This window comes from Streptomyces sp. NPDC048496, assembly GCF_043200055.1.
In the GTDB taxonomy this organism is placed as follows: Bacteria; Actinomycetota; Actinomycetes; order Streptomycetales; family Streptomycetaceae; genus Streptomyces.
This window is the reverse complement of the sequence record NZ_JBICXB010000011.1, coordinates 113,058-134,001: the sequence shown is the minus strand read 5'-3', so window position 1 is coordinate 134,001 and position 20,944 is coordinate 113,058. Positions and strand designations below refer to the sequence as shown.

General features: G+C 70.6%; 20 protein-coding genes and 1 tRNA gene. 10 read left to right on the top strand and 11 right to left on the bottom strand.

What is annotated here, in order from left to right:
* Nucleotides 1-76 precede the first annotated feature (76 nt).
* The 7 genes from ACGFSA_RS14500 to galU all read right to left on the bottom strand — a co-directional run bounded on the left by ACGFSA_RS14500 (nt 77) and on the right by galU (nt 5,512).
* Nucleotides 77-150 (bottom strand) — tRNA-Ala (locus ACGFSA_RS14500).
* Between the two features lie 88 nt (nt 151-238).
* Nucleotides 239-1,363, bottom strand: a complete 1,125-nt coding sequence (glpR, locus tag ACGFSA_RS14495; RefSeq protein ID WP_393303994.1) for a gephyrin-like molybdotransferase receptor GlpR — start codon at nt 1,361-1,363, stop codon at nt 239-241.
* Nucleotides 1,364-1,525: 162 nt separating this feature from the next.
* Entirely contained in the window at nt 1,526-2,131 is a 606-nt protein-coding gene (locus tag ACGFSA_RS14490) for a GNAT family N-acetyltransferase (protein WP_393303992.1), read from the bottom strand.
* A 17-nt stretch (nt 2,132-2,148) separates the two neighbouring features.
* Nucleotides 2,149-2,673, bottom strand: coding sequence for a molybdenum cofactor biosynthesis protein B (locus ACGFSA_RS14485; protein WP_393303990.1), 525 nt, complete (start codon nt 2,671-2,673; stop codon nt 2,149-2,151).
* Complete coding sequence (gene moaC / locus ACGFSA_RS14480; RefSeq protein WP_393303988.1) at nt 2,670-3,170, bottom strand: cyclic pyranopterin monophosphate synthase MoaC; 501 nt, start codon at nt 3,168-3,170, stop codon at nt 2,670-2,672. Before moaC ends, ACGFSA_RS14485 begins: the two co-directional genes overlap by 4 nt.
* Nucleotides 3,171-3,294: 124 nt before the next feature.
* Nucleotides 3,295-4,605 carry a gephyrin-like molybdotransferase Glp gene (glp, locus tag ACGFSA_RS14475; RefSeq protein ID WP_393303986.1) on the bottom strand — a complete coding sequence of 437 codons (1,311 nt, stop codon included), beginning with the start codon at nt 4,603-4,605 and terminating at the stop codon, nt 3,295-3,297.
* A 4-nt stretch (nt 4,606-4,609) separates the two neighbouring features.
* Nucleotides 4,610-5,512: a UTP--glucose-1-phosphate uridylyltransferase GalU gene (gene galU, locus ACGFSA_RS14470; RefSeq protein WP_393303984.1), complete on the bottom strand. Its 903-nt coding sequence runs from the start codon at nt 5,510-5,512 to the stop codon at nt 4,610-4,612.
* A 94-nt stretch (nt 5,513-5,606) separates the two neighbouring features.
* Between galU and ACGFSA_RS14465 the strand changes: the two genes are divergently transcribed.
* Nucleotides 5,607-6,200 carry a 5-formyltetrahydrofolate cyclo-ligase gene (locus tag ACGFSA_RS14465; RefSeq protein WP_393303982.1) on the top strand — a complete coding sequence of 198 codons (594 nt, stop codon included), beginning with the start codon at nt 5,607-5,609 and terminating at the stop codon, nt 6,198-6,200.
* Nucleotides 6,201-6,296: 96 nt separating this feature from the next.
* Here ACGFSA_RS14465 and ACGFSA_RS14460 read toward each other — a convergent pair whose 3' ends face one another.
* Nucleotides 6,297-9,047 (bottom strand): penicillin acylase family protein, encoded by a 2,751-nt coding sequence (locus tag ACGFSA_RS14460; RefSeq protein WP_393303980.1) that lies wholly within the window; start codon nt 9,045-9,047, stop codon nt 6,297-6,299.
* Between the two features lie 261 nt (nt 9,048-9,308).
* Between ACGFSA_RS14460 and ACGFSA_RS14455 the strand changes: the two genes are divergently transcribed.
* The 5 genes from ACGFSA_RS14455 (at nt 9,309) to ACGFSA_RS14435 (ending at nt 14,726) form a co-directional block, all read left to right on the top strand.
* On the top strand, nt 9,309-10,796 hold the full coding sequence (locus ACGFSA_RS14455) for a potassium/proton antiporter (protein ID WP_393303978.1): 1,488 nt from the start codon (nt 9,309-9,311) through the stop codon (nt 10,794-10,796).
* A 271-nt stretch (nt 10,797-11,067) separates the two neighbouring features.
* Nucleotides 11,068-12,354 (top strand): MFS transporter, encoded by a 1,287-nt coding sequence (locus ACGFSA_RS14450; RefSeq protein ID WP_393303976.1) that lies wholly within the window; start codon nt 11,068-11,070, stop codon nt 12,352-12,354.
* A 217-nt stretch (nt 12,355-12,571) separates the two neighbouring features.
* Nucleotides 12,572-12,901 carry an FmdB family zinc ribbon protein gene (locus ACGFSA_RS14445; RefSeq protein WP_393303974.1) on the top strand — a complete coding sequence of 110 codons (330 nt, stop codon included), beginning with the start codon at nt 12,572-12,574 and terminating at the stop codon, nt 12,899-12,901.
* Nucleotides 12,902-13,155: 254 nt separating this feature from the next.
* Nucleotides 13,156-13,989, top strand: a complete 834-nt coding sequence (locus tag ACGFSA_RS14440) for an S-methyl-5'-thioadenosine phosphorylase (protein ID WP_393303972.1) — start codon at nt 13,156-13,158, stop codon at nt 13,987-13,989.
* A gap of 149 nt (nt 13,990-14,138) precedes the next feature.
* Entirely contained in the window at nt 14,139-14,726 is a 588-nt protein-coding gene (locus tag ACGFSA_RS14435) for a hypothetical protein (protein ID WP_393303970.1), read from the top strand.
* 225 nt (nt 14,727-14,951) lie between these two features.
* Here ACGFSA_RS14435 and ACGFSA_RS14430 read toward each other — a convergent pair whose 3' ends face one another.
* Both ACGFSA_RS14430 and ACGFSA_RS14425 read right to left on the bottom strand, forming a co-directional pair.
* Complete coding sequence (locus tag ACGFSA_RS14430) at nt 14,952-15,179, bottom strand: hypothetical protein (protein WP_393303968.1); 228 nt, start codon at nt 15,177-15,179, stop codon at nt 14,952-14,954.
* Nucleotides 15,180-15,218: 39 nt separating this feature from the next.
* Nucleotides 15,219-15,587 (bottom strand): hypothetical protein, encoded by a 369-nt coding sequence (locus tag ACGFSA_RS14425; RefSeq protein WP_393303966.1) that lies wholly within the window; start codon nt 15,585-15,587, stop codon nt 15,219-15,221.
* A gap of 282 nt (nt 15,588-15,869) precedes the next feature.
* Here ACGFSA_RS14425 and ACGFSA_RS14420 point away from each other — a divergent pair, with 282 nt between their 5' ends.
* The 3 genes from ACGFSA_RS14420 to ACGFSA_RS14410 all read left to right on the top strand — a co-directional run bounded on the left by ACGFSA_RS14420 (nt 15,870) and on the right by ACGFSA_RS14410 (nt 18,212).
* On the top strand, nt 15,870-16,175 hold the full coding sequence (locus ACGFSA_RS14420) for a hypothetical protein (protein ID WP_393303964.1): 306 nt from the start codon (nt 15,870-15,872) through the stop codon (nt 16,173-16,175).
* A gap of 10 nt (nt 16,176-16,185) precedes the next feature.
* Nucleotides 16,186-17,265 carry a P1 family peptidase gene (locus tag ACGFSA_RS14415; RefSeq protein WP_393303962.1) on the top strand — a complete coding sequence of 360 codons (1,080 nt, stop codon included), beginning with the start codon at nt 16,186-16,188 and terminating at the stop codon, nt 17,263-17,265.
* 179 nt (nt 17,266-17,444) lie between these two features.
* Nucleotides 17,445-18,212 (top strand): DUF6227 family protein, encoded by a 768-nt coding sequence (locus ACGFSA_RS14410; RefSeq protein WP_393303960.1) that lies wholly within the window; start codon nt 17,445-17,447, stop codon nt 18,210-18,212.
* A gap of 106 nt (nt 18,213-18,318) precedes the next feature.
* On the opposite strand, the gene ACGFSA_RS14405 is transcribed toward ACGFSA_RS14410, so the two are convergent.
* Nucleotides 18,319-19,872: an MFS transporter gene (locus ACGFSA_RS14405; protein ID WP_393303958.1), complete on the bottom strand. Its 1,554-nt coding sequence runs from the start codon at nt 19,870-19,872 to the stop codon at nt 18,319-18,321.
* 61 nt (nt 19,873-19,933) lie between these two features.
* Here ACGFSA_RS14405 and ACGFSA_RS14400 point away from each other — a divergent pair, with 61 nt between their 5' ends.
* Nucleotides 19,934-20,944, top strand: coding sequence for a helix-turn-helix transcriptional regulator (locus ACGFSA_RS14400; protein ID WP_393303956.1), 1,011 nt, complete (start codon nt 19,934-19,936; stop codon nt 20,942-20,944).

Here is a 20,944-nt window from a genome sequence, read left to right as displayed (position 1 = left end):
GATCCCGGTCAGACGGTGACCGTCTGACCGGGATCTCGTGAACCGTTCCGGGATGAACCCGTGAACGGCCCTGCGGTGGACCTGTGGGGATTTGAACCCCAGACCCCCTCGATGCGAACGAGGTGCGCTACCAGACTGCGCCACAGGCCCTTGCAACGAGTGAAACTCTAGCACCCTCACAGGGGTGCTTGGAAATCCGTTCCCTTGCTGGTCAGCCGGGTCGGCGTCGGAGCGGGTCTCACTCGTTGGCGGCGCGGGGCCGGTCGCCGTCTTCGTACTGGTCGAAGAGCGGGGTCCGGCCGCGGTCGCGGGAGCGGCGGGACGAGCCGGTGCGCTGGCGTGGCGCCGGCTCGACCGGGGGTGCGGCGGGCGGCGCGGTGCCCGTCTGGGTCGGCTCGGCCGTGCTGGAGCGGGCCGCGCTCCAGGTCTCCGGGTTGCCGACCTCGACGCCGCCCGTGGCGCGCGGGGCGACCGGTGCGGTGACGTACGTCGGCAGCGGGACCGGGACCGGCTCCCAGCTGTCGCCCTGGACCCGGCCGCGTTCACGCTGCTGGTCGACCCATTCCGCGTGGTCCGTCTGCTCGACCAGGGCGCGGCGGCCCGCCTCCTGCGGAGAGACCGCGGGGGCGGGCTCGGGCTCCGGGTGGCGCGATTCGGGCTCCTCGTCGGACTCGGCGGGGGCCGTCGACGCGGGCTGGTGCCTGCGGGGACGGTTCTCGCGCAGGCGCTGCGCCGCGACCTCCGCCCTGCGCCGGTCCATGGTGAAGACGAACCGGCGCCGTTCCTGGGCCCGCAGATGCACGATGTACATGCTCAGCAGCACGGCCGGCACCGCGGGCGCCCACAGGAAGCGCAGGCCGCCGACGGCCGCGACGATCGCGCCGAGGGTGAAGGCGAGGAAGAGGACCGAGGTGGTGCGCCGCCGGCGCGCGAGGACCTGGGAGCGCTGGGCGCGCCGGGCGCGCTCGGCGTCGGTCCCGCCGGGTCGTGCACGCCGTGCGGACACGGGCGCGTGTACGGGTCTGTCCTGGGCCTGCGGCTCCGGTGCGCGCGCCGGGTCGTGCAACCGGGCTTCGGTGTGCGCCGGAGGCGCGGCAAAGGCCCGGACGTCCACGGAATCCATTCGGTCCGTGTCCGCGTCCGGGTCGACGTCGGGGTCCGCCTCCTCGGCGGTGCGTTCCCGCAGCTCCTTGGCGTACCGGCGCTCCATGGCCGCCCGTCCGGACAGCAGCCGGATGGCGGTGCTGAAGCGTTCCGTCGGACGGGCTTCATTGAGCTCGTCCTGCCTGCGGAGCCACATCGGCACCAAGTAGGCGGCCCAGGCCCCGACGATGACTGCGTAGATGAGGCCGCTGCTGCTCACGTCTCACACCGTAGAGGGGTTTGCACGGAGGCATCCGCCAATTGGCCCGGTGTGTCGCACGATCCGGCTGATATCGCGGACTTTTTTGTGATTGTTCAGATCGGCAGTCGGCGTTTGTGCGTTCGTCAGCGGCCACACATCGATCAATTTCGAACACTTATTTTATTTCGCGTGGCGTTCCGGTCGTGCCTGGTGCCAGCGCCGGAGCAGTCCGTCGGGCACCTCCTCCGCCGTGAGCGCGAAGATCAGATGATCCCGCCAGGCACCGTCGATGTGGAGATAGCGCGGACGCAGCCCTTCCTCGCGGAATCCGAGTTTCTCCACGACCCTCCGGCTGGGCCCGTTCTCCGGCCGAATGCACACCTCGATGCGGTGCAGTCCGACCGTCCGGAAACAGTGGTCGACAGCGAGCGCGACCGCGGTCGGCATCACACCGCGGCCCGCCACGTCCTGGTCCACCCAGTAGCCGACGTGTCCCGAGCACATCGACCCCCAGGTGATCCCGGCGACCGTCAACTGCCCGACCAGGCGTCCCTCGTACTCGATGGCGAAGGGCAGCATCCGGCCCGCGTTGGCCTCGGAACGCAGATGGCGGATCATCTGACGGTACGTGGGACGCCGGGCGACCGGGCCGCCCGGGGCGGGCGGTGGAACGGTGGCCTCCCAGGGGCGCAGCCAGTTGCGGTTGCGCCGATTGACCTCGCGCCACACGCGCTGGTCCCGCAGCTTTATCGGCCGGAGGGTGATCGCGCCGTCCGTCAGGATCACCGGCCAGGTCGGGACGTTCAGCTCGGGCTCCCGGGTCGGGGGTGGTCGCCGCCGCGGAGCTGGTCGACGGCGTGCACCAGAAGACGTTCGAGGACGGCAAGCCCGTCCCGTACCCCGCCGGTGGAGCCGGGCAGGTTCACGATGAGGGTGCCGCCCGCCACACCCGCGAGGCCACGGGAGAGCGCGGCCGTGGGGACCTTCTCACGGCCCTCGGCGCGGATCGCCTCCGGGATGCCGGGGATCTCGTGGTCAAGGACGCGGCGGGTGGCGTCCGGGGTGCGGTCGGTCGGCGAGATGCCCGTACCGCCGGTGGTGACGATGGCGTCGTACCGGGCGGCCACCCCGGCCCGCAGGGCCTGTTCGACGGGGTCGCCGTCGGGGACGACCTGCGGCCCGTCGACGGCGAAGCCGAGCGCGGTGAGCGCCTCGACGATCAGGGGACCGCCCCGGTCGGCGTAGACACCGGCCGAGGCGCGGTTCGACGCCGTGACGACAAGGGCGGTGTACGGGGCGGGCGGCGCCGCGCCGGTGGACGCCGTCATGCGTCCGATCCCTCCGGCGCCGGCCGCCGGTAGTCGCCCGACTTGCCGCCGGACTTCGCCTCGACCCGGACATCCGTGATGACCGCGCTCTTGTCGACCGCCTTGATCATGTCGATCACGGTGAGCGCGGCGACCGAGACGGCGGTCAGCGCCTCCATCTCCACGCCCGTGCGGTCCGTCGTCTTCACCGTGGCGGTGATCTCCACCGCGTCGTCGGCGACGCTCAGGTCGACCTTCACACCGGAGACGGCGAGCGGGTGGCAGAGCGGAATCAGCTCCGGGGTGCGCTTGGCACCCATGATCCCCGCGATGCGGGCGGTGGCGAGGGCGTCGCCCTTGGGGACTCCCTCGCCACGGAGCAGTTCGACGACGCGCGGCGAGACGAGGACCCGGCCGCTGGCGCGGGCGACGCGCGCGGTGACGTCCTTCTCGGACACGTCGACCATCCGGGCCGCGCCCGCCTCGTCGAGATGCGTCAGCCTGTTCTGCGTACTCACTGAACTCCGCCTAGCGGTAGGGCGCCGGTTGCCCGCTCGGCCTGCACCGGGGTGCGGCCGGGGGTCCGAGGGGTGTCCCCCGGTAAGGCACAGCGGCAGACACCGTACCGCCACCGGCCGGCGTTCAGCGGAGCAGGATCACCTCGGTGACCGTGCCGGGCTCCGCGGAGGTGACGTCCTCAGGCAGCACGATCAGCGCGTCGGCCTGGGCGAGGGCCGCGATCAGATGCGATCCCGAGCCACCGACAGGGGTGACGGTGCCCGCCTCCGCGTCGTACGTGCCGCGCAGGAACTGGCGCCTGCCGGGCGGCGAGGAGAGCGCGTTGTCGGTGTTCAGCGTGGCCCTGACGGTCGGGCGGGTCACCTCTTCCAGGCCCATCAGCCTGCGGATCGCGGGCCGCACGAACAGCTCGAACGAGACGTACGAGGAGACGGGATTGCCCGGCAGCGCCAGCAGCGGTGTGTGCTCCGGGCCGATCGAGCCGAAGCCCTGCGGCTTGCCGGGCTGCATGGCGAGCTTGCGGAAGTCGATGCCGCTGCCCGGCTCGTCCTCGTCGCCGACGGAGGACAGTGCTTCCTTGACCACGTCGTACGCACCGACACTGACCCCGCCCGTGGTGACGACGATGTCCGCGCGGATCAGCTGGTCCTCGATCGTGGCGCGGAGCGAATCGGCGTCGTCCGCGACGGCTCCGACCCGGTAGGCGATCGCTCCGGCGTCGCGCGCGGCGGCGGTCAGCGCGAAGCTGTTCGAGTCGTAGATCCGGCCGCCGGTCAGCTCCTCGCCGGGCTGCACGAGTTCGCTGCCGGTGGAGATGACGACGACCCGCGGCCGCGGACGCACCTTCACGGTGGAGCGGCCGATCGCGGCGAGCAGCCCGATCTGCGGCGGCCCGATCACCGAACCGGCCCGCAGCGCCAGATCGCCGGGCTGCACATCGCTGCCGCGGGCCCGGACATGGGCGCGGGCCTCGACCGGGCGGTGGACACGGACCTCGCCGCCCGCGCCCTGCGGGGCGTCGCTGTGGGCGCGCATGGTGTCCGCCGGGCCGCCGCCCGTACCGCCGTCGGTCCACTCGACCGGGACGACGGCCTCGGCACCGGCCGGCAGCGGTGCGCCGGTCATGATGCGTGCGGCCTCGCCCGGTCCCACGGTCTGGTCGCCGGAGAGCCCGTCGCTGCCCGCCGCGATGTCACCGATGACCGTGAGCACCGCGGGGAACTCCTCGCTGGCGCCCTCGACATCGGCGATCCGGACCGCGTACCCGTCCATCGAGCTGTTGTCGAAGGGCGGCAGGGCGATCTCCACCACGACGTCCTCGACGAGGACACAGCCCTGGGCCTCGGGCAGTTGCAGCTCGATGGGTTCGAGGGGCCGCACGGCGCCGAGAATGTCCTCCAGGTGCTCGTCCACCGACCAGATCGTGCTGCTCAAAGTGCTACATCTCCTCGGTGACATAACGGCGGAGCCAGGCCCGGAACTCCGGTCCCAGGTCTTCACGTTCGCACGCGAGTCTGACAATGGCACGCAGATAGTCGCTCCGGTCGCCGGTGTCATAGCGGCGTCCCTTGAACACGACACCGTGCACCGGGCCGCCGATCTTCTCGTCCGCGGCGAGCAGCTGCAGCGCGTCGGTCAGCTGGATCTCGCCCCCGCGGCCCGGCTCGGTCCTGCGCAGTATGTCGAAGACGGCAGGGTCGAGGACATAGCGCCCGATGATGGCGAGATTGCTGGGCGCGTCGGCCGCGTCGGGCTTCTCGACCAGGCCGGTGACCCTGACGACATCGCCGTCCGTGGTGGCGTCGACGGCCGCGCAGCCGTACAGATGAATCTGCTCCGGCTCGACCTCCATGAGGGCGACGACACTGCCGCCCTCGCGCTCCTGGACCTCGACCATGCGGGCGAGCAGCGGGTCGCGCGGGTCGATCAGGTCGTCGCCGAGGAGGACCGCGAACGGCTGGTCACCGACGTGCGGTGCTGCGCACAGCACGGCGTGGCCGAGGCCCCGCGGGTCCCCCTGTCGGACGTAGTGCATGGTGGCGAGGTCGCTCGACTCCTGGACCTTCTGGAGCCGTTCGGCGTCTCCCTTGCGGGTGAGCGCCGACTCCAGCTCGTAGTTGCGGTCGAAGTGGTCCTCGAGCGGGCGCTTGTTGCGGCCGGTGATCATGAGTACGTCGGAGAGACCGGCGGCCACCGCCTCCTCGACGACGTACTGGATCGCGGGCTTGTCGACCACAGGCAGCATCTCTTTGGGAGTGGCTTTGGTGGCCGGCAGGAAGCGGGTACCGAGCCCTGCGGCCGGAATGACAGCCTTGCTGATCCTGGGGTGCAACTGAGTCATGCGCGCAACCATAACCGGTGAGCACAGGCGGAAGATAAGTCGCTGGTTAACTTTGTACTTCTATATGCACATACGAGAGATGCGCAGGTGCACGTTGAACACCGACATGTCCGGAAAGGCCGCGCTCAGGCGTCAACTACTCGCCTCGCGAGCCCTCCTGACCAGCGAAGACGTCGAAAATGCCGCGATGGTTCTGTCCCGGGGCGCAGTCGGTCTCACCGAGCTGGCCGGGGCCCGTACCGTCGCCGCCTATGTCTCGGTCGGGAGTGAACCGGGGACCCGCGCGCTGCTGGACGCGCTGCGCGCGCGGGACGTACGGGTACTGCTGCCGGTGCTCCTCCCGGACAACGATCTGGACTGGGCACCGTACGAAGGTGCCGGCCGCCTCCGCCCGGCGGGCCGCGGGCTGCTGGAGCCGGACGGTCCACGGCTGGGGCCCGACGCCGTCCTCGACGCGGACGCGGTCCTGCTGCCGGGCCTCGCGGTGGACGGACGCGGGATGCGGCTCGGCCGGGGCGGCGGTTCGTACGACCGGGTGCTGGCCCGGCTCGCGGCCGCGGGGGCGCACCCCGCGCTGATCGTCCTGCTCTACGACAACGAGGTGGTCGCGACGGTTCCCGTGGAACCGCACGACCACCCCGTGGACGCCGTGGTGACACCGGCCGGAACGCGGCGCTTCACGGACTGACGGCCTCCCCCACGACAGGGAGTGGGGAGGCCGTGAGCCCGGCCGGCACCGCGCCGGGCCCGTCGGCCCGGACCCCGCGGTGCCGGGTCCGCCGCCCTACGACGGCTTGAGCGTCAGCGTGTCCTTCGTCGACCTGGCCACGGCGTTCGTCCCGAAGGACCAGTCGAGCAGATCTCCGTCGGCCCATTTGTCGGTCTGATCGGTGTAGTGCGCGCTGAACGCGTGACCGGACGCGCCGCTGAGGTTGATCCAGCGGGACTTGTCCCAGTCCCCCACGTTGACGACCATGCGCATCGACGGGACCCAGATGACCTCGTAGCCGCCCGCCGCGTTCCAGCCGCTGGCGTTGACCGCGGCCTCGCCGCCGCCCAGGTTCCACGGGCCGCGGTTGAGGGCCCGCTGGAGCAGATCGGGGCCTTCGGTACCGAGGGTCTGGTTCTTCAGGGTCAGCTGGTGCAGTCGGCCCCAGCTCCAGGTGGAGATGTCCTTGCCGAGCTTGGCGGTCAGCTCCCAGCGGGCGTCCTTCATGGCGCGGGCGAAGAGCTCGTCACGGTTCTCGGCCGCCTCGTCCCTGCGGTTCTTCGGCGCCTTCCACCAGTCGTTGTTCTCGTCGTCCACGAGGTTGGCGACCACCTCGTACCAGCGGTCGCCGCCGTCCGGCTGCGCCGAGTCCGCGTCGCGCTGACCGCACTCGCGAACCGGCTTGTCCTGCTCGTCGACCGGGCCCGTGCTGTCGGCCGGGAGCACGGTGAGGCATTCGCCCTCGACCCGCATCTCCTTGGGCAGCTTGTCGCCGAACGCCAGCTTCAGGATGTTGCGCCAGACCGCGTTGAAGTACGCGGCGGCCGCCGAGTCGGGCTCCTGGGTGTAGTCCCAGCCCTCCAGGAGCTTCTGCGCCTCGCGCACGCTCGTGTCGGAAACCTTGATCTTCATCAGTTTCGGCACCAGCAGCGCGGCGATCTCGCTGCTGTTGTCCATCTGCATCTTCTGCATGTCTTCGGTCGAGATCTTCTCGCCACCCTTGATCTTCGACTCGATGAGGCCGCTGATCCGCTGGCTGCGGGTGCCGTAGCCCCAGTCCTTGGTGAGCAGGTGGGGGTATTTCTCGTCGACGACGGCCTGGTTGGCGGTGACGATGTAGCCGCGCTTCGGGTCGTACTCGTACGGCAGCTCGTCGAACGGGATCGGGTCCTTCTTCCAGCCGTACTCCGAGCTCCAGCCGGGGCTCGGCATCGTGCCGTCGCCCGTCTTGCGGACCGGGATCTTGCCGGGGGCCTGGTAGCCGATGTGTCCCTTGGTGTCCGCGTAGATGAGGTTCTGCGAGGGAACCTCGAAGTGCTCGGCAGCCGAGCGGAAGGTGGTGAAGTCCTTGGCGCGGTTGAGCTCGAAGACGGCGTCCATGGACTTGCCGGGTTCCAGCGCGGTCCACTTCAGGGCGACCGCGTAACCGTCGGCGCGGTCCGGCGCGGAGTTGGTGACCGGGGCCTTCCGGCCGACCTTCTTCAGCTCGCTGCTGCGGTCGGAGATCAGCGGACCGTTGTTGGTCTCGCGCACGGTGATGTGCCGGCTCGCGCCGCCCGCGACCTTGATGGTCTCCTCACGGGTGACGAACGGCTTCACCTTGCCGTCGTACTGGTAGCCGTCGCCGGAGACCTTCTCCAGGAAGAGGTCGGTGACGTCGGCGCCGAGGTTGGTGAACCCCCAGGCGATGTCCTGGTTGTGACCGATTATCACGCCCGGCATGCCGGAGAAGGTGTACCCGGCGGTGTCGTACTGGCAGGTCGGCTTGATCTCCCGGCAGTGCAGCCCCATCTGGTACCAGAGCGAGGGCAGCTGCGGCGCCAGGTGCGGGTCGTTGGCGAGCAGCGGCTTGCCGGTCGTCGTGTAGTTGCCTGAGACCACCCAGGAGTTGGATCCGATGCCGTTGCCGTTCGGGCCGAGCAGCGCGGGGATCCGGTCGAGGGTGTCGGAGAGCGAGGCGAGCTGGGCGTTCACCCCCTCGGTGGCACCCTGCACGGTGTTCGCGCCGATGCCGGAGGTCGGCGTCGCCTTCGGTTCGAACTTGCCGGTGACCGGCGAGATCGCCCCCTCGCTGACGATCGGATCGTGCTTGTCGTACGGGTACGCCGGGTACAGGTCCTCGATCTGCTTCTTGCTGAGTCTGCTGGTCATCAGCGAGCGGTCGATCTCGTCCTGCATGTTGCCGCGCAGGTCCCAGGCCATCGCCTTGAGCCAGGCGACCGAGTCGACCGGGGTCCACTTGGTCGGCTTGTAGTCGTTGGTGAGGCCGAGCGCGGCGTACTCGACGGAGATGTCCTTACCGTCACGCCCCTTGAGGTAGGCGTTCACCCCGTCCGCGTACGCCTGCAGGTTCTTCTTGGTGTCCGCGGACAGGACGGTGTCGTACTCCTCCTGCGCGACCTTGCGCCAGCCCAGCGTGCGCAGGAAGGCGTCCGTGTCGACCTGCCCGGAACCGAACATCTCGGAGAGCCGGCCGGCCGTCATATGACGGCGGACGTCCATCTCCCAGAAGCGGTCCTGCGCCTGCACGAAGCCCTGGGCGCGGAACAGGTCGGCGTCGGAGTCCGCGTAGAGCTGCGGGATCCCGTGGCTGTCGCGCTTGACGTCGACATTGCCGGCGAGGCCGTCGATCTTGATGGAGCCGTTCGTCTGCGGGTACGAGGCCCGCACGGTGGTCACGGACCAGAACGCACCGTAGCCGATACCCGCGACAAGCGCCAGCACCAGGACGATCACGATCAGGCGGGCGCGTCGCCCCTTCTTCTTGCCGGTCTTCTCACCGGCGGAACCGGAAGAGCCGGAAGAGGCGGTTGTGTTGGCGGGCATCGCTGTCCTTCGAGGGGCAGGGTGGTCCTGGGAGTGCAGGAGCAACCATAGGCGCAGCACCGAAGCGGGTCCGACGCGGTATCGGGATGCATCGAATCGAGGAGCGATCGCACGAACGCTCGAAGCCGTCAAGAAAGCGTTAAAGATTAGGTAAGGTAACGAAGTACCGGCCGCCGGAAGACGATTCGGCAGGCGTACGCAGGGAAGGAACGGCCACTGACTGTCCACACGCTCAACGAACTCCTGCTCGTCTGCTCGCTCGTGCTGCTCGTCGCCGTCGCGGCGGTGCGCATCTCGTCCCGCAGCGGGCTCCCCAGCCTGCTCCTGTATCTCGGCATCGGGATCGCCATAGGGCAGGACGGGATCTTCCACGTCAAGTTCGACAACGCCGAACTGACCCAGGTGTTCGGCTACGCCGCTCTTGTCGTGATCCTGGCCGAGGGCGGCCTCGGTACGAAGTGGAAAGAGATCAAGCCGGCGCTGCCCGCCGCCGCGATGCTGTCGACCGTCGGCGTCGCGGTGAGTGTGGGCGTCACCGCGGCGGGGGCGCACTATCTGGTCGGCCTGGACTGGCGGCAGGCGCTGATCATCGGCGCGGTCGTCTCGTCGACGGACGCCGCGGCCGTCTTCTCCGTGCTGCGCAAGGTGCCGCTGCCGGCCCGCGTGACCGGCGTGCTGGAGGCCGAGTCCGGCTTCAACGACGCCCCCGTGGTGATCCTGGTGGTGGCCTTCTCGACCAAGGGACCGGTCGACAGCTGGTACCTCCTGGTCGGCGAGATCGCCCTGGAACTGGCGATCGGCGCGGCCGTCGGCATCGCCGTCGGCTGGCTCGGCTCGTTCGGACTGCGTCGTGTGGCCCTGCCCGCGTCCGGTCTCTACCCGATCGCGGTGATGGCGATCGCCGTGTCCGCGTACGCGGCGGGCGCCATGGCCCACGGCAGTGGCTTCCTCGCCGTCTATCTGGCCGCGATGATCCTCGGCAACGCCAAGCTGCCGCACTGGCCGGCCACCCGCGGCTTCGCCGACGGGCTCGGCTGGCTGGCCCAGATCGGCATGTTCGTCCTGCTCGGTCTGCTCGTCGCGCCGCACGATCTGGTCGACGACTTCTGGCCCGCGGTCGTCGTGGGTCTGGTGCTGACCGTGGTGGCGCGCCCGATGGAGGTCTTCATCTCCCTGATCCCGTTCCGGATGTCCTGGCAGGAGAAGGCCCTCATGTCATGGGCGGGGCTGCGCGGCGCCGTACCCATCATCCTGGCGACCATTCCGATGGTGTCCGGGATCGAGGGCTCCACCCGGGTCTTCAACATCGTCTTCGTGCTCGTCGTCGTATACACCCTGATCCAGGGACCGACGCTGCCCTGGGCGGCGAAGGCCCTGAAGATTGCCGAGGACCCGTCCGAGGCCGCCGACCTCGGCATCGAGTCGGCGCCGCTGGAACGGCTGCGCGGTCATCTGCTGTCGGTGGCGATCCCCGCCAGGTCGAAGATGCACGGCGTGGAGGTCGCCGAACTGCGGCTGCCCGCCGGCGCCGCGGTCACCCTGGTCGTACGGGAAGGCAAGAGCTTCGTTCCCGCGCCGTCGACGGTGCTGCGGCGCGGAGACGAACTGCTGGTCGTCGCGACCGATCCGGTACGTGACGCGGCGGAGTCGCGGCTGCGAGCAGTCGGCGAGGGCGGCAAGCTGGCCAGCTGGCTGGGGACCGACGGGCACAGCAGAGGGACCGGCAGCGGCGCGAGGGCCCATCGCTGACCATCCGAAGCGCACCACCAGGAGTCTGCGCACCATCGCAGGCAGGCCCCTGCCTGTAGCATGAAGGAAACCTGATCGACCAACTCTGCCTGATGCAGAGCTGGCGCGACCGTATGGCGGTCGTGGCGTCCTCCGCCTCTGCAGCGAGCGCCCGGCATCTACCGCAGTTCCGCGCGAAGAGGACAGCTCTCGGCAGCCCCCGTACGGGACCGGCACCCACAGGTGCGGACCGGCGGGGGCACCGCTACCAGGCGGCAGAAAGGCATGGACCGTGGCGTCCACGGTCTCCGACCGCCCCGGTTACGGGCAGCTGCTGCGCACCCCCGGTGCGTGGACCTTCCTCCTTCCGGGCTTCGCCGCACGGCAGCCCTTCGCGATGCTGACCATCGGCATCGTCCTGCTGGTGCAGCACACCACCGGTTCGTACGGCAGTGCGGGTGCCGTCGCCGCTGTCACCGGCGTCTCCATGGCACTGTTCGCACCCCAGAGCGGCAAGCTCGCCGACCGCGTCGGCCAGCGCGCCGTACTGCTCCCGGGCGTCCTCGTGCACGCGGCGTCCGTATCGGCGCTGACCGCACTCGCCCTGGCGGACGCACCGCTGTGGCTGCTGTTCCTGGCCGCCGTTCCGACGGGTGCGTCCGTCCCCCAGGTCGGGCCCATGGTGCGGGCCCGCTGGGCCGCCCTGCTGGGCGCGGCGCCGGGCCGGAAGGCCTCACCGCTGATGCCGACCGCCGCAGCCTTCGAGTCGGTGACGGACGAGTTCACCTTCGTCATCGGGCCGGTCCTCGCCACCGCGCTGTGCACCGGCGTGCACCCGGCGGCCGGGCTGATCACGGAAGCCGCGCTGACGCTGGTGGGCGGGCTGTTCTTCGCGGCGCAGCACCGCACCCAGCCCGCGGTCCGCGCCGCCGCGGCCGGTGCCCCCGAACAGCGCGTCTCCGCTCTGTCCGTGCCGGGCGTACGGGTGCTCGCGGTGGCCTTCCTCGGGATCGGCGCGGTCTTCGGCGGCATGCAGGTCTCGCTGACCGCGTTCACCGAGGAGATCGGCCGGCCCGGCGCGAACGGCCTGCTGTACGGGATCTTCGCGGCCGGCAACATGCTGGCCGGGATCACCTGCGGGGCCATCGCCTGGAAGAGCGGGCCGCGGCGCAGGCTGATCGCCGGATACGCGGCGCTGACGCTGACCGCTTCGGGGCTGTGGGCGGTGCACTCCGTGCCGCTGCTGGCCGGGCTCGGGCTGCTCGTCGGGCTCTCCATCGCACCCGCGCTGATCAGCGGATACACACTGGTCGAGACGCTGGTTCCGGCATCCGCGCGGACCGAGGCGTTCACCTGGCTGACGGGCTCGATCGCGCTCGGCCAGGCGGCTGCGGTGACAGTCGCCGGACGACTCGCGGACGCCCATGGCGCGAGCACCGGCTTCGTGGTGCCGCTGGTGGGGACCGTGCTGGCGCTCGTGACCCTGGTGACGCTGCGTTCGCGGCTGACACCGGCCCGCGCGACCATCATGGCCGCACGCGGCTCGGTTCACCGCGATCCTGTCGCGGCCAGAAAGTGACGATTCATGCGCTCGCTCGCTCAGCGGAATACGTCACTGTGACTCCTCCGCCACATAATGTGGCAGCTTTTCGCTCAGGCCGGCGGCCCTCACGGCGGCCAAGCCCTGACCGCTGCCCTTCAGGCAGGTGACAGACGTAACTGCAAACAGCGGCCCGTAGCAGCTACCATTGAGGATCGTTAGCACTCATCGAGTGAGAGTGCCAGGAGGAAGACAAGTGCCGACCTATCAGTACCAGTGCACCGAATGTGGCGAGGGCCTCGAGGCGGTGCAGAAGTTTACCGATGACGCTCTGACCGCGTGCCCGAACTGCGAAGGACGCCTGAAGAAGGTGTTCTCGGCGGTCGGCATTGTCTTCAAGGGTTCCGGTTTCTATCGGAACGACAGCCGCGGATCGTCGTCGAGCAGCACACCGTCGTCTTCGTCCGCGAAGGCATCCGGTTCCGCTTCGTCTTCTTCGACGGGGTCGGAATCGAAGTCGTCCGCGTCGTCGTCCACCGCGTCCTCCTCTTCCTTGTCGTCGTCGAGCGGTACGTCGGCCGCCTGAGCCGAGGTACGCAGCTTCACACTTCATCCGAGGGCCCTGCCGATCCGATCGGCGGGGTCCCGGGCATTTACGGCCTCCCCCACGATAGGGGGTGGGTTCCCGACGCCCTGCGACTCCGCTTGCCGCGTTGTCGTCAGTCACCGACGCTCCGCGTCGACTCCGTCCTCCGCCTTGCCATCGAAGCCGCACGATGCCGCTCGCTGATCCACTCCCTACCGCGGGGGAGGCCGTGACGGCCCCGCTAGTGTGATCGCATGGTGAACGCAGAGATCGGTGTCATCGGCGGCTCGGGTTTGTACTCCTTCCTGGAGGACGTCACCGAGGTTCGCGTGGACACCCCGTACGGACAGCCGAGCGATTCCCTCTTCCTCGGCGAGATCGGCGGCCGCCGGGTCGCCTTCCTCCCCCGCCACGGACGCGGCCACCATGTGCCGCCGCACCGCATCAACTACCGCGCCAACCTGTGGGCGCTGCGGTCCGTCGGCGTACGTCAGGTGCTCGGCCCGTGCGCGGTCGGCGGGCTGCGCCCGGAGTACGGACCGGGGACGCTGCTCGTACCGGACCAGATGGTGGACCGCACCAAGGCCCGTACGCAGACGTATTACGACGGGGAGACCCGGGCGGACGGGGTGGCGCCGAACGTGGTGCACCTGGGTTTCGCCGACCCGTACTGCCCCGAGGGGCGCAAGGTCGCACTGGCGTCGGCCCGCGGCAGGGGCTGGGAGCCGGTGGACGGCGGCACGCTCGTCGTCGTCGAGGGGCCGCGCTTCTCGACCCGGGCCGAATCGCGCTGGCACGCGGCGATGGGCTGGTCCGTGGTCGGGATGACCGGGCACCCGGAGGCCGTGCTCGCCCGCGAACTGGGGCTCTGCTACACCACGATGACGCTGGTGACGGACCTGGACGCGGGTGCCGAGGCGGGCGAGGGCGTCTCCCACGGGGAGGTGCTGAAGGTGTTCGCCGCCAATGTGGACCGGCTGCGGTCGGTGCTCTACGACGCGGTGGCCGCGCTGCCCGCGGAGGGGGATCGTCACTGTCCCTGTGCGAAGGCGCTGGACGGGATCGAAACGGGGCTCGAACTGCCGTAGGGGGGTGCCCCGATGGCGAGCGGGTGACGGAGTTGTCCACATCGTGGGGGCTGTCCACAGGGCTCAGCGGAAATCCCGCGGAAGGCGGAGGGTGAGGGGCGTCGGCGTTCGTCCGGACTCCGCGCTCCTCACGACTGGTGGTGTTGGCCATGTTCCCGCCCGCTTCTGCGACCTCCTCCTCGTCTCATGTACGCCCGTCCGTCCCGGGGTCGCCGGTGTCGGCGCCCGCGCCCTGCGGGGTGCCCTCGTTCGCGCCGTTACGGGTGCGTGGGGGCGGGGGGCGTCGGCTGCGGCGTGCGATGTGGCGGCAGCGTCGCGCGATGGCGGCCGGGCTGGCGCTGACGGCTGCGGCGCTGGCCGCCTCGGGACTGGGCGGCGGCGAGGCGCCGGGCGGTGCCGGGGGCGCGGCAGGTGCCGGGCCGGGAGTGAAGCGACGGCCGGTTCCGCTGGTGTCGGCACCGGTCCGGATCGCGGATGCGGCAACCGTCCGGCTGCTGCGCCCCGGCGACCGTGTCGATGTGATCGCGGCCGAGGGCGCCGGGGCCGATGCCAGGGTGGTGGCGAAGGGGGCCCGGGTGGCGGCGGTGCCACGGGCCCCGGCCGACGGCTGGGCCGAGGATCCCGCGGAAGGTCCTGCGGCGGGCGGCGCGCTGGTTGTGCTGTCCGTGCCACGGAGCACGGCCGCGTCGCTGGCCGGCGCGGGGATCTCGGCCCGGCTGGCGGTGACCCTGTGCTGAACCCGACCCACCCCCCTCTGCGCACTGATGCGCCGTCAAGCAACCGGCCCGAGGGCATGGATCGGGTGGGCGGCCATGCAGGCCCCGCCAAGGAAGGTGTGCAGGAGACGCCGGAGGTCAGCGAGCCGGAGGTGCTGAAGGAGATCCGCGACGCGCTCGTGTCACAGCGCGCCGGGCCGACGGGCGAGGGCGCCCAGGGCCCGGGGCGCGGGCACGACGAGCAGCTCAGACGTGGTGGGGCGGCTTCTCGTCGAGGAAGCGCGCAAGGTCGGCGGAGCCGTCGCCGACCGGGGCCCGCTCACCCCACCCTCGGTCCGTATCGTCCGCGGACTGCTGGTCCAGCGGATCGTCGAAGATCAGAGCCGGCTTGGGCTTCCTCTGTTCCGGTTGTACGGGGTGGGCCGGCTGTGTCGGTTTCGAATCGCGCGGTCCGGAGGCGGGGGCGGTGCTCATGTCTCCAGGGTACGGCGGCTCTCCCGGGTACGGCAGCTGTCAGCGATCCTTCGGGCCGAGCATCCAGAGCCCGAGGACGACGGCGAAGGACAGGCAGAGAAAGCCCGCACCCCACCAGGCCGTTGCGATGTTGCCCTCCATCCATTCGTCGACGACGACCGTCAGGCCCCAGAGCCGGCCGATGACCACGGTCATGGTGAGGGTCAGCCGAGCCGTCAGCTTCGCGGACCGCTCGGGCTCCTGGTCGGTTCCCGCTCTCGGGCCTGGACCGGTGTGGCGGACCCGGGGGTCGCCGTAGCCGCCGGTGGGGCGGATCTGCGGAGAGCGCTCATGGACAGGCCGGTTCAGCTCCGGTCGGGCACTTCCCGGGTGGTACTCCGGGTCTGCGTGCCGCGGTGCGAGTCGCACTCGCGGCAGGGGCAACTCATCTCACTCCCTCGGCTCTGCCCGGCGTCGTCCGTGGATGACCACTGCCGTTCCGGACGGCTCCGGGAATTCGCCAACAGCGCCCCCTCGCCTCCGGCAGGCCGTCCCCCTGCACTGCTGCTATTTCTCGTGAACATCCACGAGTTTTAAAATCGCCATCTGCTGCCCGAACCGGCAGACAAACGCTGCTGCTTGAAGTGAACGAAGCCGGCCACTACGTGATCTTCGGCTCCGCCGCCGCGATCGGCTCGGGCATCGAGGTCGGTGGAGGAGGTCATCGGCAAGGCGCATGTGTCGACGACGGCCGCCTCGGCCGCCGTGGCGGCCCCCGCCGCGGTCTGTCTGCTGACGGTGTGGGTGGTCCACGCCCGCCACTTCAAGCGCGACCTCGCGGAGCAACTACCTCTCCCCCTGGCCGCGGTGGCCATCCTTGGCTGTACGTTCACCGGGGAGTGGGCGGTCCTCGCGGCCGGTCCGGTGGCGGCCGCGACGGTGGCCGTCGGGGTGTCGCTGTCACGGCGCCCGGCACCGGGCGCACCGGCCGCCGCGGGTCCGCCGAACCGGATGTGAGGAGCACGTGATGACCGGACAGGATGCACAGTTTCCGCTGTCCCCGGCGGCAGGGGCGGTGGACGCGCTGACCGATGTCGCCGGGCTGCGCGTCGGTCATGCGCAGGTGCCGGGCGACGGCGCACTGAGCGGCACCACTGTCGTCCTGGCCCCCGAGGGCGGCGCCGTCGCGGCTGTCGACGTACGCGGCGGTGGCCCCGGCACCCGGGAGACGGACGCACTCGACCCGCGCAATCTGGTGCAGCGGATCGACGCCGTCGTCCTGACCGGTGGCAGCGCCTACGGCCTGGACTCGGCATCCGGCGTGATGGCCTGGCTGGAGGAGCAGCGACGGGGTGTGCGGGTCGGCCCCGATCCGTCGCAGGTGGTGCCGGTGGTCCCGGCCGCGTGCATCTTCGACCTGGGGCGGGGCGGCGACTGGCGGGCCCGCCCGGACGCCTCGACCGGCCGCGCCGCCGTGGAGGCCGCAGCCGGTATGGAGTCGGGGGCCCAGGTCGCGGAGGGCGGGGTCGGTGCGGGTACGGGTGCGGTCGCCGGTCAGCTCAAGGGCGGCGTGGGCACGGCGAGCGTGCGACTGCCGTCCGGAATCACGGTCGGCGTGCTGGTCGTGGTGAATGCGGCGGGCTCCGTGGTCGATCCGGTGACCGGGGTGCTGTACGGGGAGTACGGCGCCGCGGAGCCGCCCGTGCACCCTCCGGCGGAGGTCCACGAAACCGCCGTGCGCCGCCTGGCCGAAGCACGGGAGGCGAACGCGCTCCCCACGCTCAACACCACGCTCGCCGTCGTCGCCACCGACGCGGATCTCACCCGGGCGCAGGCACAGAAGCTCGCGGGCACGGCGCACGACGGGCTGGCGCGCGCCGTGCGGCCCGTACATCTGCTGACCGACGGGGACACGGTCTTCGCGCTGGCCACGGGCGAGCGCCCGCTGCCGCAGGAGAACCCGATCGCTCTCAACGAGCTCCTGGCAGCGGGCGCGGACACCCTGACCCGCGCCGTCGTGAAGGCCGTACGGGCGGCGGAGGGCGTCGACCTCCGCCCGGGCGCGGGCGTCCACCCCTCGTACAGCGATCTCTACGGCCCCCGCTGACCCATCCGCCGCAGCCGGGCATCCGCCGACTCGCCATCCGCAGAAGGAAGTTCGAGCGAATCGCCAGGAACCTTCCGCACGCGTCATACGTTTTCAGGAACCCCGGTCACGATGTCGGACCCAGGGACTACGTTAAGCACGCACCAAGTAACACGCGGCGACGGCCTGGAGACAGCACCTTGAGCGATCCGTACGAGACAACCGAGCAGCATCTCGACCGACTCCTACGACGGGCACTCAACTCTTTCGACCTGCCCGATTGCACGGTCGAGCAACTCGGGACCGCGCTGGCCCACAGCAGCTCCCTGCACTCCTCGCACCACAGTTCTGTGCTGCATCGCGAAACCTACCGGCATACCTACCTGCTGGCCGACGGCTCCGCGCTCACCTTGTGGGAGCTGGTCCACAGCACCGCCATGGCCGCGGCGGACCCCCGGTCGCGGCGGCAGCCCGTCCCCCAGCACCACGAGTTGTACGACGACGAGGCGGACGTCCGTCTCGCCGCCGCCCGGCTGTCCGGCAGCTTCTCCGACGTACCCGCGTTCGGTGAGGACGGACAGGCCGACCTGGAGATACTGACGGTCCTGATGGCCACTCCACCGGCCCCGCTGCCCCGGATGTACGCGCCGGACAACTCCGCGGACCACGCCCGCCGGGTCCTGCGCCGCGCGGAGAACAGCGACGTTCCGGGCGAGGAGACCGCGCGCCTCCTGAGGGCAGCCTTCGCCCACCACATCACCCAGATCTTCGGCAGGCAGTGCCGCGTCGACGGGCGGGACGCCGGATTCACGCTGTACGAGCACGCGTTCCTGCTCCTCGACGGCAGTGAGACGAGCCTCTGGGAGGTCGAGCACACGGCGACGCCGGACGGTCGCCACATGTGCGAGGTGTACGGGGACGAGAAGACGGCGCGCGAGGCGATGGAGAGCCGTACGCGCATCTGCTGACCGCCGCGCCGCCCGTGCGCCGAGGGACGCTGCCGCCGAGGCGCGCGTAAAGGTGCCCGCACCCCCTCGGGGCGGTGCGGGCACCTTTACGCGCGGGCAGACACGTTCAGGACGTCAGCACGGGCTCCTTGGCCACCTCGCCCGGCACACCGTCGGCGTCCTGGACGTCCTCGCCGCCCTCCACGTGCTGGTGCGGCCGCGCGGGCAGCGCGAACATCACCAGGAAGATCACCGCGAGCACTCCGGCCACCCACCAGAGCGAGTGCTGGAACGCCTCGGCGAACGCCGGACCCACCGCCTCCGGCGCCGGCTGGTCGCTGATCGATCCGAAGAAGACGACCGAGACCAGGCCGAGCCCCAGCGCGTTGCCCATCTGCTGCACGGTGTTGATCAGTCCGGACGCCGATCCGGAGTGCTCTTTCGGCACCTCGGACAGCACGGCGTCCGTCAGCGGGGCCACGATCAGCCCCATCCCGAGCCCCATGACGACCAGCGGCAGAGCCATCTGCCAGGGGGCGATGCCCATGCCGTACCGGTCGGACTCCCAGATGTAGAGCAGCAGCCCGACGACCATCAGCAGCGCCCCCGTCTGCAGGACCTTGCGGCCGAACCGGGGCACCAGCTTCTGCACGGAGATCCCCGCGGCGAACGAGACCGCGATCGAGAACGGGATGCCGGTCGTGCCGGCCCGCAGCGCGCTCCAGCCCAGGCCGATCTGCATGTACAGCGTCCAGACCAGGAAGAAGATGCCGAGCCCGATGCCGAAGGTCAACTGGACGGCGATGCCCGCCGCGAAACTCTTGACCCGGAAGAGCGAGAGCTCGACGAGCGGCGAACCGTCCTTGCGCGCCTTCTCCCGCTCGAACAGCACCAGGACCAGGAACACCAGCACGCTGCCGATCATCGACGCGTACCCCCACAGCGGCCAGCCCAGCTCGCGCCCCCGGGTCAGCGGGTAGAGCAGCATCAGCAGCCCCAGCGTCACCAGTGCGACACCGACCAGGTCGAGGCGGAGTGCCTTCGGGGCCTTGGACTCCGTGATGAACTTCCGGCCCAGAATCAGTCCCGCGATACCGACCGGCAGGTTGATCAGGAAGATCGGCCGCCACTCCAGACCGGCGATGTTCCACTCGGTGAGCAGCGCGCCCAGCAACGGTCCCAAGACCGCGCCGAGGCCGACGATCGCACCGAAGAGGCCGAAGACCTTGCCGCGCTCGTGCGCCGGGAAGGTCGCGTGGACGATCGACAGCACCTGCGGGACCATCAGCGCGGCGGTGCCGCCCTGCAGGATGCGGGAAGCGACCAGCATCTCCGGGTTCGCGGCGAAGCCGCAGAGCGCCGAGGCCAGCGTGAAGCCGCCGATGCCGATGAGGAAGAGCCGCTTGCGGCCGTAGATGTCGCCGAGCCGACCGCCGGTGATCAGGCCGGCCGCGAAGGCCAGGGCGTATCCGGCGGTGATCCACTGGATCGAGCTGAACGTGGCACCGGTGTCCCGCTGGATGCTCGGGATGGCGACGTTGACGATCGTGACGTCGACCAGGTCCATGAAGGCCGCGGTCATCACGATGGCGAGCGCGAACCACCGGCGCCGGTCCGCCGGGTCCGAGGACACCGCGGGAGCGGCCGCCGTGGACGGCAGAGGGGATTCGGAAGAATTCATACGACGAAGCTAGAGGGCCATTAGGTCAGGTCATGACCTAATGGGCGGGCATCCTGGATCCATGACCGACACCCCGGCACGACTGCTGAATCTGCTGTCGCTGCTCCAGACACCGCGTGAGTGGCCGGGCAGCGAGCTCGCCACGCGGCTCCGGGTCAGCCCGCGCACCGTCCGGCGCGACATCGACCGGCTCCGCGACCTCGGCTATCCCGTCGAGGCCTCACGCGGCTCGGTCGGCGGCTACCGTCTGGTCGCGGGCGCCGCCATGCCGCCGCTGCTCCTCGACGACGAGGAGGCGGTGGCCATCGCGGTGGGGCTGCGGGCGGGCGCCGGGCATGCCATCGAGGGGGTCGACGAGGCGTCCGTGCGGGCGCTGGCGAAGTTGGAACAGGTGCTGCCGTCACGGCTGCGGCACCGGGTCTCGGTCCTGCAGAACGCGACGGTGCCACTGGCCCGCGGCGACGGTGCGACCATCGACCCGCAGACACTGACGGTGATGGCGGCGGCGGTCACCGGACAGGAGCGGCTGCGGTTCACCTACCGGGCGGGGGACGGCGCCGAGACGAAGCGGCTGGTCGAGCCGTACCGGCTGGTGAGCACGGGGTGGCGGTGGTACCTCGTGGCGTACGACCTGGGGCGCGAGGCGTGGCGTACGTTCCGCGTCGACCGGGTGAGCGAGCCGTTCGCCACGGGGGCCCGCTTCACCCCGCGCGAGCTGCCCACGGGCGACGCCGCGGAGTTCCTCACCGGCTCCATCCAGCGCCGGCAGCCGGAGCTGGCGGTCGAGGTGAGCTTCGCGGCCCCGGCGGAGTTCGTCACCGCCCGGCTGCCCTCGGCGTTCGGCCCAATGGAGCCGACCGGCGAGCACAGCTGCCGGCTGCGTGCGGTCATGGCGGACTCGCTGGAGTGGGTGGCGCTCCGGCTGGCGCTGGTCGACTGCGAGTTCATCGCTCACGAGCCGCCGGAGCTGGTGGCGCACCTGAGTGAGCTGGGTGCCCGTCTGACCCGCGCGGCCGCGCCAGCGGAGTCACCACCGGCGGAGCGGCCTGCACGGCCCGGCGCAAAAGAATGA